Here is a 15,342-nt window from a genome sequence, read left to right on the forward strand (position 1 = left end):
GACCGCCGACCTAGGAGAAGGGTGAGACCGTGGCTGATCCCACCTCTGCCGCCCGGGCGCTGTACACGTACGACTCGGACGGACTGGCCGCCCTGGCCGCGGCCCGCGAGCCGGCTCGCGCCAGCATGAGCGGGCAGCGCGGGGGCGATCTGGTGCTGCTCTACCACTTCACCGGCTTCATGGACGCCGGCCAGGCGGCCGAGCAGGCGCTGGACTACGTCCTCGGCGGGGACGAGACCACGCTGGTGGCCGTGTTCGACGCCGACCGGCTGGTGGACTACCGGGCGCAGCGGCCGCTGATGACCTTCAACGCCGACCACTGGTCCTCGTACGAGGCGCCGGAGCTGGCCGTGCGCCTGGCCAAGGACGCCATCGGCACCCCGTTCCTGGTCTTCTCCGGCCCCGAGCCGGACACCGAGTGGGAGCTGTTCAGCAAGGCCGTGGTGCATCTGGTCGACGAGCTCGGGATCACCCTGGCGGTCAACTTCCACGGCGTGCCCTTCGGCGTCCCGCACACCCGGCCGGTGCACCTGATCCCGCACGGCAACCGCCGCGACCTGCTGCTCGGGTACCCCAAGTGGTTCGACCAGGCCCAGGTCCCGGGCAGCGCGATGGCGCTGACCGAGTACCGGCTGGCCCAGGCCGGCAAGGACGTGTTCGGCCTGGCCGCGCAGGTGCCGCACTACGTCTCGCGCTCGGCCTACCCGGCCGCCGCCGTCCGCATCCTGGAGGCGGTCACCGCCGCCACCGGCCTGGTGCTGCCCGCGCAGGAGCTGCGCGACCGGGCCCAGCGGGTGGCCGTGCAGATCGAGACCGAGGTGGGCCAGGGCGACCAGGAGCTCAAGGGCGTCATCCGCAGCCTGGAGGAGCAGTACGACGCCGCCGAGGGCGCGGCCGGCCGGCCCAACCTGCTGGCCGAGCAGACCAGGCTGCCCAGCGCGGACGAACTCGCCAGCCAGTTCGAGGCCTTCCTCGCGGAGCACGACGAGCAGTCGGAGGGCTGAGCGGAGCTTGCAGCGGCGTGCGCCGGACCGAGGGGTCCGGCGCACGCCGCTCTCCGCTGGAGCCGGCGGCGCCGCCGACGCTCGCGGCGGGGTGCCGGCCGGACTCAGCAGATTGACGGTGGGGGGAAGATCGGCGCGGTTGCCCGCCTCGTCAGCCGGCCGCGTCGGCCAGGCTCAGCGTGCGCCAGGGGCTGGCCGGGTCCTCGCACAGGATCCGGTGCACCTTGCGCAGCGGCCGGTAGTACTGCTTGCGCTCGGCGTCGCCGAAGTGCAGCAGCCGGCCCAGCAGATAGCCGGCGGAGAACTCGCGCCAGTCGCGGTAGCGCTCGGCGGCCAGGCTCCCGACCCGCAGCACCTCCTCGCGCGCCTCGTCCTGGTCGCAAAGGCGGGTCGCGGCGGCCCAGCGGGCCAGGTTCACCGCCCGGCCGTAGAACCAGGCGTCCCCGGGCGGGGGCGCGGCTCCGGCGGAGTCCGGGTCGGTGATCCCGTCCCGGCGCATCGCGGCCAGGTGCGCGGCGACGACGGCGGGATCTGCGGCCGGCTCCTGCTCCCGGGAGCGCTCGCCGAGCAGGTCCTCGAGCGCGGCCCGCCACTGGCCGGAGTCGGTGATCTGCCAGCCGTCGCGCAGCAGCCGCGCGTCGGCCAGGTAGTCGTTGTAGACCTCGCCGATCGCGTTCCAGGGCACCTCGTTCTGCACCGCCAGATGCGCCCCGCAGGCCAGCGCGGTGGCCAGCGGGCCGGTGCGCTCCCAGCTGTCCAGCGCGGTGAGCCGGTCGCCGTAGTCGCCCAGCGGGCGGATCTCGTCCGGGTGCTGGTCCACCCACGCGGCCAGCTTCTTCACCGGTATCCGGCCCTCGTGGTCCGTGCCCTGATTCACCACCAGCTGCCAGGTCAGCGGCCGGCAGCGGCGCAGCATCGAGCGCAGCGTCATGGCGTGGTAGACCAGGTACGGCCCCGGGTCCACGGTCTGATTGGGCGTCACCGCGAACACCCGGGTCGCCCCGCCCAGATCGCGCACCAGCCCGAGCGGCGCCTCCGGGTCGTTGATCGACTCGTCGGCCAGCCGGCGCGAGCCGAACACCAGCACGTGCGTGTCCGACAGCGCCCGCAGATAGCCGTCCAGATCTCCGCGGCGCAGCGCCTCGCGCAACCGCTGTTCCACCGTGGCGGACTCCGGTACCACCACTCCCATCGACGCACCCCCGAAGCGATAAGCAAAAGCCCGGCCAGTCTAATCGAGACCTCTGACTAAGGACGGCGCCACCCGATCGTGCGTTCCCCTTCCCTCCGGGCTCCGGACGGGGTATGGTCATGCTCATTGAGGCGCGTTCCACTATCTCCCCCCCGTAGTGGAATGCAGACCTCCCACCGGTCCTCAGTGACCGTGTCCGGTGGCCCCGCGCTCCCCCCGTGGCGCGGGGCCACCCCCTTTTCCCGCGTCTTTCCTCCCACCACCGGCGAACGCCCCGCGTCCGCCGGTTACCTCCGGGCGCGGACGGCAGTAGGGTGACGCCAGCGGTCCCGGTGGGAGGGGCCTGACAAGGGACGAGGGGGCTGGGACGAATGCCCGGTGTACGCAATGTGATCTCCACGCTCGACGCGCAGGGACGCGAGGTGATGGGCCCGGGGGTGCTGCTCTACCACTACGCGGATCCCAACATCCTCAACGGTTCGCTGATCACGGTCGAGTCCAACCACTTCTGTGTGCTCAAGTCGCGCGGCGCCATCCTCAACGTCTACGACACCGGCCAGTTCCAGCTCGAGACGCCGGACCGGCCGCTGTTCGGGTCCATGCAGCGCTCGTTCTACGGCGGCCAGTCGCCGTGGCAGTACGAGGTCATCTACATCAACCGGGCCAAGAGTGTGATCAAGTGCCGCGGCACGGCGCTCTCGCGCGAGATGGCCGAGCTCTCCTACGAGGTCGACTACTACATCCACGTGGAGACCAAGGAGGACGCGCTCAAGCTGGTCCAGCACATGCCGGTGGCCGGCCACTCGGTCAACGCGGCCGAGATCAACGACTACGCCGCGCCGGTGGTCGAGCAAGCGGTCAACCAGATCGTCCAGGTCACCCCGCTCGAGCAGGTCAACGAGAAGATCCACGAGATCAGCGAGCTGGTCTCCGGGCACCTGCAGGCGTTCCTCGCGGTGTACGGGATCACCCTCAACGACGTCAAGGTGCTGATCGCGCCGCGGGACGAGCGGATGCGCGAGCTGCTCTCGCTGCGCGCCTTCGGCATGACCGAGCAGGAGGCCATGCGCGCCTACCTCGCGCTCAAGCTGGCCGACCGCGGCCTGGCCGTGGCCGTCAACGCGCTGCTCGGCGAGCCGCTGCAGGTCGCCCTGCTGCCGGCCGGCCTCTACGGCGACATCACCCAGCTGGGCTTGGGCAACGCGAACGGCAGGCAATGACCCAAGGCGCCTTCGAGCCGCTGCTCGGCGTCGACCGGTACACCGACGCCGGGCGGCTGCGGGCGGACGACCTTGCCGTGCGCTCGTGGGCGGCCGAGCAGCTGGCCCGGGCGGCCCAGCGGATCGGGGAGGCGGTGGTGGACTACCAGCGCGTCATCCTGCCGCCCTCCACCCGCGAACAGCCCTTCCCGCCGCCCGAGCTGAAGCTGCCGATGGACACCGGCCGGCGGTGCCAGCAGCGGTACACGGCGGCCGCGGACCGGCTGCGCAACGCGCCCTTCCCGCCGGACCCGAAGAAGGCCTGGAAACGGCTGCGCGGGCCGGGATCGGCGCAACTGCTCGAACTCGACCGGGTGCTGCACAGCCAGGCGGAGTACGCGGCCGCGGTGGTGGCCGGCGTGACCGCGCCGACGCTGCGGGACCTGGCCGTCGCCGAGGCCGAGAGCGCGCTCGCGGAGCTGAACGGCACCCTGGACGAGCGGCTGAGCTACCTCAGCGGACTGTGACGCCGAAGCACTGACGGGCCGTCCGATCCCGGTCGACGGTCCGTCAGCCGAAGCCGAAGCCGGAACCGGAACCGGAGCCGGAGCCGGCGCAGCGTCAGCCGACCAGGCGCAGCACGGCCTCGAGTCCGCGCTCCCCGGTCTTGGGCTCGGACGGGAGCAGGTAGGCGCGCAGGTTCGCACTCACCGCGCCGCCGTCGCGCGGGGCGTTGTCGCCGACCATCAGGGTGCGGCGGGGGTCGGCGCCGAGGTCGGCGCAGGCCTTGAGGAACATCCGCGGGTCCGGCTTCTCCAAGCCGAGCTCGTAGGAGAGCGCGTACGCCGCGACATAGTCGGCCAGCCCGTTCTCGGCGAGGATCTCGCGCAGGTCGAACGGGATGTCGCTGACGATGCCGACCGGCACGCCGCGGGCGGCGAGTTCGCGCAGCACCGGGGCGGTGTCCGAGTAGGGGTACCAGCTCTCGCCGGGCAGCACCTGCTCGTAGGCGAGCTCGGTGACGCCCTCGAGCGCGGGCACTTCGCCGAACCAGGCCAAGGTGGCCGCGTGGTGCCGCTCTGCCGAGGTGTCCCGGCCGACCTGCGCCTCGAGCACGTGCGGCAGCGTCGCGGCCTCGCGCACCTGCGCGGCCACCGCGGCGGCCTCGAGCGTGCCCGGGTCGCGCCCGGCCCGCTCCCAGACCCGGGTGAGGAAGCGCTCGGTCGGCAGCATCCGGAACAAGGTGTTGGCGAAGTCGAACAGCACGGCCTCTATCGGCGGCACCGGCCCGGCCAGGTCGTCGTCCGAGGTCGGGAAGGCGGTCGGCAAGCTGTACAGGTGGGCGCTCATGAACCGCATCCTTCCACGCCGAGGTGAACGCTCCGGGCTCGCCGCCGCCCGGGCGCCCCGGGGCAGAGCCCGCGGTGATCTAGCCCACACCGACGGTCGCCGTGGTCACGGACGGTAGGCGGGTGCGGTTAACCTGGATGGCGTATACCCGGGCGCCCCAGTGCGGCCCGAAGGGATCCTGCGCCCGAGGGGAGTGCGAGCCATGCGCCAACCGCTGGCGGAAGTATGGGAGCGGTTCGGTCCGCGGCTGCCCGAGCTGGCCTTCGAGCCGGGCCTGGCCGCGGCGGTGGACCAGCACGCGGCCGCGGTGCGCGACGTGCTCGGCGGGGCCGAGGCCTTCCCGCACACCCTCGGCGACTACATCCTCGGCTTCCTCGAGGCGCTCGAGGAGTCCGACTGGCGCGAGCACGCCGGCTACGACTTCGCCAGCCTGCGGCTGACCGCGGTGTCCTGGCTGATCCGCGAGCACCGCATCTCGCTCCGCTCCAACCCGCTCTGACCTGCGGGTTCATCGCTGAGCCTGCAAGCTCGCCGGTACCGGCCTAGGGTGATTGAACGGCCTTCATCCGTACCACGAGGAAGGGCTCACCATGGACGGTTTCGCGGCGAGGAACGACGCGACGACGCTGGCCCGGGGCGGCTTCTCGGCCAGGCCCAAGACCACGGCCAAGCCCCGGCACAAGAACGACCGCTCTTGGTTGAACACGCACGCGCTCGAGGCGCGGCGCACCGGCAAGGCCAAGGACGAGCTGCTCGAGAACGAGAACCCGCCCCGCGAGGCGATGGACCAGCGGGTGCCCGAGGTGCCCAAGCACGAGAGCGAGCCGCAGGCCCGCGAGCGGGTGCGCCGCGACATCGGCAGCCACGTCCTGGTCTACGAGCTCGGCGCCCCGGACAACCCCGACGACGTCTCCGAGGTGTTCAGCGACGTCCGCGGGATCAACATGCACTGGGCGGCCCGCTGCGTGACCCACGACCAGACCCGCTACTTCGCCGAGCACCGGCGGGCGCTGCAGGCGGTGAAGACCTCGCACACCTGGTGCCCCGGCTGCGCCGCCGCGGTGGCCGCCAACCGCCGGATCCACAAGTCCCGTCCGCGGCGCCGGCTGGCCTGAGAGCCGCCCGCGCGCGAGCAGAGCAGGGAGAGGCGGATGAGGCAGAACGCGAAGAAGGAGGTCGAGCGGGCCGAGATCGCCTTGCAGCGCGTGCGCGCCAAGGCGGCGGCGCTGCTCGCTCCGGAGCTGCCGAAGCAGAGCACGTACGTCTACCGGATTCTGCGGCACCGCGACTCCGGGGTCCGGGTGCGGGTGCTCGACACCCAGGCGCCGGACGCGCCGGCGGGCCTGTTCGACCTGCCGCTGCGCTTCGTGGTCGAGTGCGAGACGCACGGCGGCCCGCCGCAGTCCTACGCGACCCCGGGAGCCGCGATGGGCGCCGCCCGCCGCTCGTACGAGTGGTGTGGGGGCTGCGCCCAGGTGATGGGCCCGCGCCCGGCCGAGGGCAGCCGCCCGCGCTCCCACGCCGAGCGCCGCCGCCGGATGCGCGGCCAGCCGCACGGCGCCGCCCACGGGCCGGAGCACGGCTCCGGCCACGGCCTGCACCTGCCGGATCTGCACCGGCCCGGTCACGGCGGCCACGAGCGGGCGCGGGACGACCGGGCGGACGACGGCAAAGAGTGAAACCCCCGTTCCCGAAGTCCGCCGAGGACGACAAGGAGTGGACACCCCGACCAGGCTCGCGCGCGGTTCGGATGCGAGAATTCTCAGCATGAGCGAGGCGCGCGAGATTCTCACCTGGGACACGTTCGGACAGGCGGGCCGGGAGCTCGCCCGCATGATCGCCGCGGACGGCTACCGGCCCGACGTGATCGTGTCCGTCGCCCGCGGCGGGGTGTTCGTGGCGGGGCTGCTCGCCTACGCCTTGGACTGCAAGAACATGAACCTGGTCAACGTCGAGTTCTACACCGGCGTCGGCACCACCCTGCCGATGCCGGTGATGCTCGCGCCGGTGCCGGACGTGGTCGACTTCTCCAACAAGCGCGTGCTGATCGCGGACGACGTGGCCGACTCGGGCAAGACGCTCAGGCTGATCTACGACTTCTGCCGGGACACCGTGGCCGAGGTGCGCTCCGCGGTGATCTACCAGAAGCCGAGCTCCTCGGTGCGCTGCGAGTACGTCTGGAAGCACACCGCGGAGTGGATCAACTTCCCGTGGAGCGACCAGCCGCCCGTGGTCGGCCGGACCGGCCAGGTGCTCGACGCCTGACGGGCTCCGCGCCCGCCCGCCGAGCCCTCAGCCCCACACCGGCTCGGGCACCTCGCGCACCTCGCCGTCGTCGCCGACGTGCAGGAAGCGGGTGAACGACCGGGTGAACCAGCGGTCGTGGGTGACCGCGAGCACCGTTCCGGCGAAGCCGGCCAGGCCCTGCTCCAGCGCTTCGGCGCTGGCCAGATCGAGGTTGTCGGTGGGCTCGTCGAGCAGCAGCAGGGTGGCGCCGGAGAGCTCGAGCAGCAGGATCAGCAGCCGCGCCTGCTGGCCGCCGGAGAGCTGCTCGAAGCGCACGTCGCCCTGCGCGGCGAGCTCGTAGCGGCTCAGGGCCGGCATGGCCTGGTCCCGCGGCAGGCTGGGCCGGCGGGTGTCGCCGCGCCAGAGGATCTCGACCAGGGTGTTGCCGACGAGCTCCGGGCGGTCGTGGGTCTGGGAGAAGTGGCCGGGCACGACGCGCGCGCCGAGCCGGGCCGTGCCCTCGTGCCGGACCACGGCCAGCGGGGTGAGCGGTTCGGACTCCGGGTCGGTGCCGCCGCGCCCGAGCAGGCGCAGCAGGTGCGACTTGCCGGTGCCGTTGGCGCCGAGCACGGCGATCCGGTCGCCGTACCAGGCCTCGAAGTCGAACGGCAGGGTGAGGTCGGACAGCTCCAGCTGCTCGCACATCACCACGCGCTTGCCGGTGCGCCCGCCGTCGAGCCGCATCCGGATCTGCTGGTCCTTCGGCGGAATCGGCGGCGGTCCGTCCGCCTCGAACTTCGCCAGCCGGGTGCGCGCGGCCTGCAGCCGGGTGGCCATGTCAGAGTTATGCCGCGCCTTGTTCTGGTAGAGCAGCACGAGCTCCTTGAGTTTGACGTGCTCCTCGTCCCAGCGGCGCCGGTCCTCGTCGAGCCGTTCGTGCCGGGCCTCGCGGGCGGCGTGCCAGGACGCGAACGAGCCGGGGTGCACCCATGCCGTGCCGCCTTCGACGCCGACGACGGCGGTGGCCGTGTTGGCCAGCAGCTCGCGGTCGTGCGAGACGAACAGCAGCGTCTTCGTGCTCTCGCGCAGCCGCTGCTCCAGCCAGAGCTTGCCGGGCACGTCCAGGAAGTTGTCCGGCTCGTCGAGCAGCAGCACCTCGTCCTCGCCGCGCAGCAGCAGGTCGAGCGCGAAGCGCTTCTGCTGGCCGCCGGAGAGGGTGCGCACGGGACGGTCGCGCACCTCGTCCCAGCCGAGGCCGAGCACGCCCACGGCGACGGTGTCGAACACCACCTCGAGCTCGTACCCGCCGGCGTCGCCCCACGCGGTGAGCGCGGCGGCGTAGCGCAGCTGGGCCCGCTCGTCCGCGTCCGGGGCGGCGATCGCGGCCTCGGCCCGCGCCAGCCGCTCTCCGACGGCGCGCACGGCGGGGGAGGAGAGCGAGAGGGCGAGTTCGGCCAGCGTGGTCTCGTCGCCGATCATGCCGATGAACTGGCGCATCACCCCGAGGCCGCCGCCGCGCGCGATGGTGCCCGCGGACGGGTCCGTATCGCCCGCCACCATCCGCAGCAGGGTGGTCTTGCCGGCGCCGTTCGGGCCGACCAGCGCCACCTTCGCGCCTTCACCGACCCGGAAGTTCACCTCCCGCAGCAGCATCCGGCCGTCCGGCAGCCGGTAACCCACCCCGGAAAGATCGACATAGCCCATGACGTCGCAGTATGTCGCCTCGACGGCGCCCCTGTCATCCGGTTATGAACCGGCCCGCCCCGCGGCAACAGGACGGGCCGGCAACGCAGTGCGGTGCACGGGATCACTGCATAAGGAGAAGTCGCGTGCCCGCACTGCGGCAGATGATACGCGGAGGCCGTCAGCGCACTCCAGCAGCGTCCGCTCCTTATCCGCGCGGGTGTGTACGAGCCGTGACTCGCTGTTCTCGACTGAGAGGAGCCTGAGTTCCTTAAGGTAGCTCTCCGTGGCGGTGGTACGGGTGCTGAGCTGCGCCTCGCCTGCTACCTCGACGAGCGTGGCGGCAAGGCCTGAATGGTTGTCGAAACCTGATGAAGACGGCTGATAAGCCGACTCCAGATATTCCGCGCCCGCTCGGAATTCCGCACTGAACCGGTCAGGTGACTCAGTGTTCTGAGAACTCCGGTAGAGCGCTATCCCGGGCGGGGCTCCTCGTCAGCGGCATGCGCCGGTGGCTGATCTCGCGAGGGCGCGGTGGCCGATGCTGTTCACAAGACGCTCACCTATATCGGTGATCGAAGATACTTCTCGCGGTGAGACTCACCTGCGTCGGTGAACGCCGACTCGACGCTGTCCCGCGGCAACGGGGCCCCGTCGATCAAGTCACGCACGGTAGCTGTATTTAAGGAGAAGTCGCGTGCGCGCTCTTCGTTCGATCGTCCTTGCGGGAGTGGCCGTCGCCGCTCTCGCGGTGGGCACCGGTGCGGCCCTGGCCGACCCGTCCAGCACCCCGCCGGTGACGGCCATCGTCGCGACCGGGTCGGACACCATCCAGTACCTGGCCGACCAGTGGTCCACCGACTACAACGCCACCAGCCCCGCCAACCCGTTCTACAGCTGGGACGCGGTCAACCCGTCCACCGGCCTGCCGGGCGACACGATCTCGGCCAAGAACGACGCGTCCTGCTCGATCACCCGCCCGAACGGCTCCGGCGCCGGCGTCGCGCAGCTGGAGCTCAAGAAGCAGAACGCGGCCAAGACCGAGTACTGCGTCGACCTGGCCCGCATGTCCCGCAACATCAAGACCTCGGACGGCTCGGGCATCGCGTCCGTCCTGTTCGCCAAGGACCTGATCACCTACTCGATCTACAACGGCGGCAACGGCGTCACGAACCTCACCGACGCGCAGCTGACGGCGGTCTTCTCCTGCGACGCCAAGCTGCTCAACGCGTCGAACCCGAACGCGCCGGTGACCTGGAAGGAAGTCGGCGGCACCAGCACCGACGCGATCATCCCGGTCCTGCCGCAGGCCAGCTCCGGCACCCGGCAGCAGTGGCTCGCCGACATCGCCGTCACGACCCCGGGCACCTGCGTGGTCAACGGTGCCAACGCCTCCGGCGCGGCGATCGAGGAGAACGAGGGCACCAACGACGAATTCACCGCGACGGGCGACCCGACCGGCTACAAGGACGTGCTGTTCCCGTTCTCGGGCGGCAGCTTCGTCTGCCAGGCCTACACCGCCAAGTGCCCCAACACCACCGGCAGCCTGGTGCTCGAGAACATCGACGGCAAGGCCCCGCTGACCGCGGCCCACGTCATCAACGTGAGCGGTCTGACGGCCTTCCCGTCGACCTACATCCGCAGCCTGTTCCTCACCTCGCTCAACGCCGGTACCGCTGCGGCGCCGGCCATCCCGACCAGCCCGATCAACCTGCGCTCGTTCCTGGGCAACGGCGACAAGAGCGGCTGGATCTGCGGTGCGAACGGCACCAGCACCGCCGCGGCGACGGACATCACCAACTACGGCTTCGCCGTCGCCTCCAACTGCGGCACGCTGACCGGCCAGTGAGCACGACGGCGCCCTGCTGACCGAGGGCGCCGGCTGACGAGCCCAGAGGTCCCGGTGCGCGCCGAGCGCGCCGGGACCGGGCCTCCGCCGAGCCCGCGGCAACGGGCCCGGCGCCACGGAGGCGAAGCACGGAACGCTGCGTCCACGGAGAAGTCGCGTGCACATCTCAGGGGCGTGCTCGCCGTCGATCAGGGGATCGCGAAGGTCCTCCACCGCCGTCCCGCCCCGCCCACAGCCCACGCACCCCCGCACCCCCGCACCCACCCGCCGTCTTCCGGTGTTTTCGCGGACACCGGAACCCCGGGCCGGGGCGCCGCCCCGGCCGACGAGAACTCATGCAAGGAGAACCGACCGACATGCGTATCTCTGCTCAGCGCGCCATCGCGCTGCCCGTGGCCGCGCTCAGCGCGGTGGCGCTCTCGGGCCTCGTCGCGACCACGGCCTCCGCCGACACGGTCAGCGGCTCCGTCACCCTCACCGTCGACGCGTCGTTCCTGGGCCAGCTCGCCGCGCACGGGATCGGCTTCGTGCCGCGGCACTACACCTCGCTGAGCTACGCCGACGGCGCGGCGAACGTGACCTTCGCCGAGACCAGCGGCAACGCCGAGATCAGCACCTACTCCGGCACCGAGAGCTACAGCGGCGGGATCCTCGGCTTCGACCTGCGCACCGGCCAGGCCGTGAACCTCGACACGCTCATCTTCGACCTCGGCGGCACCACCTTCTACGGCGAGTCCTCGGCGAGCGGTGGCGAGACCGCGCTGCTCGACCTCGCCGGCGCGCAGAACGGCTACCAGGACGGCACCTCGGAGACCTACTCGGCCACCTCGCTGACCCTGGACCCGGCCGGCGCGGCGTACCTCAACAGCGCTCTGCACACGACGGCGTTCGTCGCCGGCACGGTGGTCGGCTCGTTCACCGCGGCCTGGACCGACTAGGCACCGCGGTCTTCACGGCATCAGAGCACTGCCGCGCCGGTTCGTCACAGGCCTCTGCGACGAGCCGGCTTCGGCGCGAGCGGAAGGACCCGCGCGTGGGCCGCGGGTCGTGCGGGCGAGACGGCCAAGGCCGCAGCGGAGAAGTGGTGGAGGACATGGAGAACACAACGAGCAGACGGCCCGGCTTCGGGGCCCGGTTGAGGATTGCCGCGCTCGTCCTCGCGGCGGCCGCCGCGGTGGTCGGGTCGGGCTCGGCCCCGGCCGCGAGCGCGAGCACGCACAGCGCCGCGGCCGCTTCCGATGCGGCCGCTTCCGCCGCGGCCGTGCCGGGCTTGTCGGCGACGGACGCGACGACCTGCGCCCCGACCGGCGCGGGCGGCACCACCTGCACGAACACCTACAGCGGGGACACCGCCTGGGACTGGTACGCGGGCGCGGGCGACGGCACCGGCGGGATGACGGGCGAGACCCCGACGGTGACGGTGGACCAGACGGTCAACCTGACCAACCAGATCGTGCACGTGTCCTGGCAGAACTTCACGCCGTCGATGAACGGCAACTTCGAGGGCGGATACCAGGAGAACAGCGAGTTCTACCCGGTCGCGATCATGCAGTGCGCGGGGACGGACCCGGTCGCCTCGTTCCCGGACTTCAACTGCAACACCCTGGTGGTCAGCCAGTCGACGGCCACCCAGGACGGCACCGCGGTGGAGAGCTACACGCGCAGCGGGACGTCGCAGGAGCCGACCGACTGCCTGGCCGTGCAGCCGGCGGACTCGGTCTGCGGCACCGGCTACGCCGACATCCAGGTGCAGACGAAGGAGCAGGACGCGGCTCTCGGCTGCGACCAGACGCACCCCTGCTCGATCGTGGTGATCCCGTCGTTCGGCGGCGATCCCTACACGCCGAATTGCGAGGACCACACCGACGACTACCAGGACGCGACCTGGGCCCTGGACCAGTTCCGGCCCTGGATGCGGGTCTGCGGGTGGAACGACGCGATCACGGTGCCGATCTCCTTCGCGCCGATCCCGTCGACCTACTGCCCGGCGAAGGACTACGCCTTCACCGCCGCCGGCTCCTCCATGCTGGAGAAGGCGATGGGGCAGTGGCAGCCGTCCTGGTGCCAGTCCGGCGGCGGCACGGACCAGGTGGACTTCGACTACGACTCCGGGATCGGCGAGTACCAGGCCCGCGAGCAGTTCCTCTCCGGCGGCCAGGCCGTGACCAGCACCGTGGACACGGCGCTGGTGACCGATCCGGCCTCGACCTCGGCGACCGCGGGCTCGTCCCGGAAGTTCACCTACGCGCCGATCGCGACCACCGCGATATCAATCGCCTACTACATCGACAGCGACACCACGCAGGAGCCGGTCACCGACATCAAGCTGGACGCGCGGCTCGTGGCGAAGCTGCTCACCGAGTCCTACTCGCTCCAGTTCGGCGGCTGCCCGGCCGGCCAGCAGAAGGAGACCGCCGCCTGCGACCCGGCGGTGGGCGGGAACTGGCCGACCATCTTCAGCGATCCGGAGTTCTACCAGCTCAATCCGCAGTACACGCCGGACGACTTCCTGCTGACCGGCAACGACGCGGTCGACGGCGCGTTCCTGCCCATGGTGGTGTCCGGCGAGAGCGACCTGACCTGGGAGCTGACCCGCTGGGTCGCCTCCGACCCGGATGCGCAGGCGTTCCTCGAGGGCAAGCCGGATCCGTGGGGCATGCACGTCAACACGAACTACGAGAAGTTCGCCTACCCGCTCAACAGCTTCGTCGTCCAGGACCTCGGCTGGACCGACCCGAACGGGCTGAACGAGCCGCTCTACAAGACGATGCAGGAGGCGTGGGCCCCGGTCACCGGCGTGGACAACGTCGCGGCCGACCTGGCCGAGTGGCAGAGCAGCGACTTCCAGTTCGCCGCCACCTGCCCGAACACCACCAGCGCGGCCTTTCCGCCGTGCCCGGACGGCATCGCGCCGAACAACCCGCGGGCACCGGTGGAGGACTTCCCGCACCGCGCCCTGTTCGCGGTGATGGACTCGGGCACCGCCTCGGCCTTCCGCTTCCCGACCGCCGAGCTGGTCAACGCGGCGGGCAACGCGGAGGCGCCGACCACGGCGGCGATGTCCGCTGCCGTCACCGCGATGAAGACCAATCCCGACGGCGTCACGCAGTACCAGGACTTCACCGCCACCGCGGCGAACGCCTATCCGCTCACTGAGGTGCAGTACGCGATGGTGCCGACCTGCGGCCTGAGTTCGGCCAAGGCGAGCGCGATCGCGAACTTCCTTACCGACGCGGCCGATTCGCAGACCTACGGCGTCGCCCTCGGCCAGCTTCCGCCGTGGGGCGGGTACCTGGCGCTGAGCCCGGCCCAGCAGCGAAAGACGCTCGCGGCGGCTTCGGCGGTGCGCGCGCAGAGCTGCAAGACCGTCGGCGGTGACACGACCGTCAGCGGCAAGTCGGCCGGCAGCGGCGGCGGGGGCGTTCCGACGGGCGGTACCGGCGGTGGAACCGGCGCCGGCGCGGGCGCCGGCAGTTCCCCGAGTGCTTCGGCCGCGGCGAGCACCGCCGCGTCGAGCGCCGCGTCCGTCCCGGCCTCGCCCACCCCGATCGGCTTCGGCGACAAGGCCGCCGACTCCAGCGACGACGCCAAGGTGATCCTGCCGATCGCGCTGGCCGTGGGTGCGTTGCTGGCCGTCGGCGGGCCGCTCGCCTACGCCTTCGGCACCGGGAACCTGCGCCGTCCGCGGCTGCGCCCGCCCTGGCGCGGGTCCTCGGCGGCGGGCGCGGCTGGCGCGGCGGGCGACGGGACCGGCGAGGCGCCCGGCGAGCCCTTCTCGTCGCAGGACCCTGCGGGCGGTGACGACCTCGATGGCTGACACCACGCCCACCGAGGTGATCGGCCCGCCGGTCCCGTCCGGGCCGGCCGGAGCGGACGTCCCGCGCGTCATCGTGGCGCGGGTGACCGGCGCGGACCGGGCATTCCGGGCCCTGCTGCGCGGCGGTGGGCTCGCCGTGTTCGGGATCACCGGGCTCATCGGCGGCTTCCTGGTGTTCCGGTCCTGGAGCACCTTCCGGGTGGCCGGCGGCAGGTTCTTCACCACCTCCACCTGGCTGATCGGCCCGAACCGGTTCGGCATCGCCTCGGTGCTGCCCAACGGCATCGTGATCGCCCTGATCGCCCTGCTCATCGCAGTGCCCTGCGCGCTCACCACCGCCCTGTTCCTGTCCGAATACGCCCCGCACGCGCTCAAGCGCCCGCTGATCGCGCTGATCGACCTGATGGCCGCGATCCCGAGCATCGTCTACGCGCTCTGGGGCGTGTTCTTCCTGGAGCCGCGGATGCTCGGCCTGGCCCGCTGGCTCTCCGACCACGCCGGGTTCTTCCCCCCGTTCAAGGTCGTCGGCGGGGACATGCAGATCCTGTTCGAGTTCTCGCCGTTCATCGCCGGGGTGGTGGTCTCGCTGATGGTCATCCCGATCGTCACCTCGATCTCCCGCGAGGTCTTCGCCCAGGCCCCGCCGGGCGAACGGGAGGGCGCCTACGCGCTCGGCGCGAGCCGCTGGGGCATGATCCGCACGGTGGTGCTGCCGTACGGGCGCGGCGGGATGATCGGCGCGATCATGCTCGGCTTCGGCCGGGCGATGGGCGAGACCATCGTGATCGCGCTGGTCGTCTCGCCGGTCTACCAGTTCAACTGGCACGTCCTGCACACCGGCGGCCTGTCCATCCCCAGCCTGATCGCGCTGTGGTACGGCGAGTCCTCGCCCGCGATGCTCTCCGCGCTGATGGCCGCCGGGCTGGTCCTGTTCCTGCTCACCCTGGCCGTGAACGCGCTGGCCGGCGTGATCATCACCGGTTCGCGCTCCGGCGCGCAGAGCGCGGACTGAGAGGCACCGC

The 15,342-nt window shown here is 71.6% G+C and carries 14 protein-coding genes; 11 read left to right on the top strand and 3 right to left on the bottom strand.

Going from position 1 to position 15,342, the window contains the following annotated elements:
• The first annotated feature begins 29 nt into the window (after positions 1-29).
• Entirely contained in the window at positions 30-1,004 is a 975-nt protein-coding gene (locus tag ACTRO_RS34455; protein WP_034269961.1) for a PAC2 family protein, read from the top strand.
• Positions 1,005-1,155: 151 nt separating this feature from the next.
• On the opposite strand, the gene ACTRO_RS44330 is transcribed toward ACTRO_RS34455, so the two are convergent.
• Positions 1,156-2,196: a DUF1266 domain-containing protein gene (locus ACTRO_RS44330; RefSeq protein WP_157436604.1), complete on the bottom strand. Its 1,041-nt coding sequence runs from the start codon at positions 2,194-2,196 to the stop codon at positions 1,156-1,158.
• A 371-nt stretch (positions 2,197-2,567) separates the two neighbouring features.
• Between ACTRO_RS44330 and ACTRO_RS34465 the strand changes: the two genes are divergently transcribed.
• Positions 2,568-3,416, top strand: coding sequence for an SPFH domain-containing protein (locus tag ACTRO_RS34465; protein ID WP_051451822.1), 849 nt, complete (start codon positions 2,568-2,570; stop codon positions 3,414-3,416).
• The gene (locus tag ACTRO_RS34470) at positions 3,413-3,922 is read left to right on the top strand and encodes a hypothetical protein (RefSeq protein WP_034269964.1); all 510 of its coding nucleotides are present in this window, start codon (positions 3,413-3,415) and stop codon (positions 3,920-3,922) included. Before ACTRO_RS34465 ends, ACTRO_RS34470 begins: the two co-directional genes overlap by 4 nt.
• Before the next feature lie 94 nt (positions 3,923-4,016).
• Here the strand turns inward: ACTRO_RS34470 and ACTRO_RS34475 are convergent, their stop codons facing one another.
• Positions 4,017-4,745, bottom strand: a complete 729-nt coding sequence (locus tag ACTRO_RS34475; protein ID WP_051452577.1) for an HAD family hydrolase — start codon at positions 4,743-4,745, stop codon at positions 4,017-4,019.
• 202 nt (positions 4,746-4,947) lie between these two features.
• Here ACTRO_RS34475 and ACTRO_RS34480 point away from each other — a divergent pair, with 202 nt between their 5' ends.
• The 4 genes from ACTRO_RS34480 to ACTRO_RS34495 all read left to right on the top strand — a co-directional run bounded on the left by ACTRO_RS34480 (position 4,948) and on the right by ACTRO_RS34495 (position 7,010).
• Positions 4,948-5,244 (top strand): DUF6401 family natural product biosynthesis protein, encoded by a 297-nt coding sequence (locus ACTRO_RS34480; protein WP_034269967.1) that lies wholly within the window; start codon positions 4,948-4,950, stop codon positions 5,242-5,244.
• Between the two features lie 91 nt (positions 5,245-5,335).
• On the top strand, positions 5,336-5,860 hold the full coding sequence (locus tag ACTRO_RS34485; protein WP_034269971.1) for a hypothetical protein: 525 nt from the start codon (positions 5,336-5,338) through the stop codon (positions 5,858-5,860).
• Positions 5,861-5,896: 36 nt separating this feature from the next.
• Positions 5,897-6,424, top strand: a complete 528-nt coding sequence (locus ACTRO_RS34490; protein ID WP_034269974.1) for a hypothetical protein — start codon at positions 5,897-5,899, stop codon at positions 6,422-6,424.
• Between the two features lie 88 nt (positions 6,425-6,512).
• Positions 6,513-7,010 carry a phosphoribosyltransferase gene (locus ACTRO_RS34495; protein WP_034269977.1) on the top strand — a complete coding sequence of 166 codons (498 nt, stop codon included), beginning with the start codon at positions 6,513-6,515 and terminating at the stop codon, positions 7,008-7,010.
• 27 nt (positions 7,011-7,037) lie between these two features.
• On the opposite strand, the gene ACTRO_RS34500 is transcribed toward ACTRO_RS34495, so the two are convergent.
• The gene (locus ACTRO_RS34500) at positions 7,038-8,675 is read right to left on the bottom strand and encodes an ABC-F family ATP-binding cassette domain-containing protein (RefSeq protein WP_034269980.1); all 1,638 of its coding nucleotides are present in this window, start codon (positions 8,673-8,675) and stop codon (positions 7,038-7,040) included.
• Between the two features lie 676 nt (positions 8,676-9,351).
• Between ACTRO_RS34500 and ACTRO_RS34505 the strand changes: the two genes are divergently transcribed.
• The 4 genes from ACTRO_RS34505 to pstC all read left to right on the top strand — a co-directional run bounded on the left by ACTRO_RS34505 (position 9,352) and on the right by pstC (position 15,332).
• Positions 9,352-10,503, top strand: a complete 1,152-nt coding sequence (locus ACTRO_RS34505; protein WP_157436605.1) for a substrate-binding domain-containing protein — start codon at positions 9,352-9,354, stop codon at positions 10,501-10,503.
• 356 nt (positions 10,504-10,859) lie between these two features.
• Positions 10,860-11,441, top strand: coding sequence for a hypothetical protein (locus ACTRO_RS34510; RefSeq protein ID WP_034269986.1), 582 nt, complete (start codon positions 10,860-10,862; stop codon positions 11,439-11,441).
• 155 nt (positions 11,442-11,596) lie between these two features.
• Positions 11,597-14,320 carry a hypothetical protein gene (locus ACTRO_RS34515; RefSeq protein WP_157436606.1) on the top strand — a complete coding sequence of 908 codons (2,724 nt, stop codon included), beginning with the start codon at positions 11,597-11,599 and terminating at the stop codon, positions 14,318-14,320.
• Positions 14,301-15,332, top strand: coding sequence for a phosphate ABC transporter permease subunit PstC (gene pstC, locus ACTRO_RS34520; protein WP_245594580.1), 1,032 nt, complete (start codon positions 14,301-14,303; stop codon positions 15,330-15,332). The genes ACTRO_RS34515 and pstC overlap by 20 nt, the downstream gene beginning before the upstream one ends.
• Positions 15,333-15,342 lie beyond the last annotated feature (10 nt).

This window comes from Actinospica robiniae DSM 44927 (assembly GCF_000504285.1).
GTDB lineage: Bacteria > Actinomycetota > Actinomycetes > Streptomycetales > Catenulisporaceae > Actinospica > Actinospica robiniae.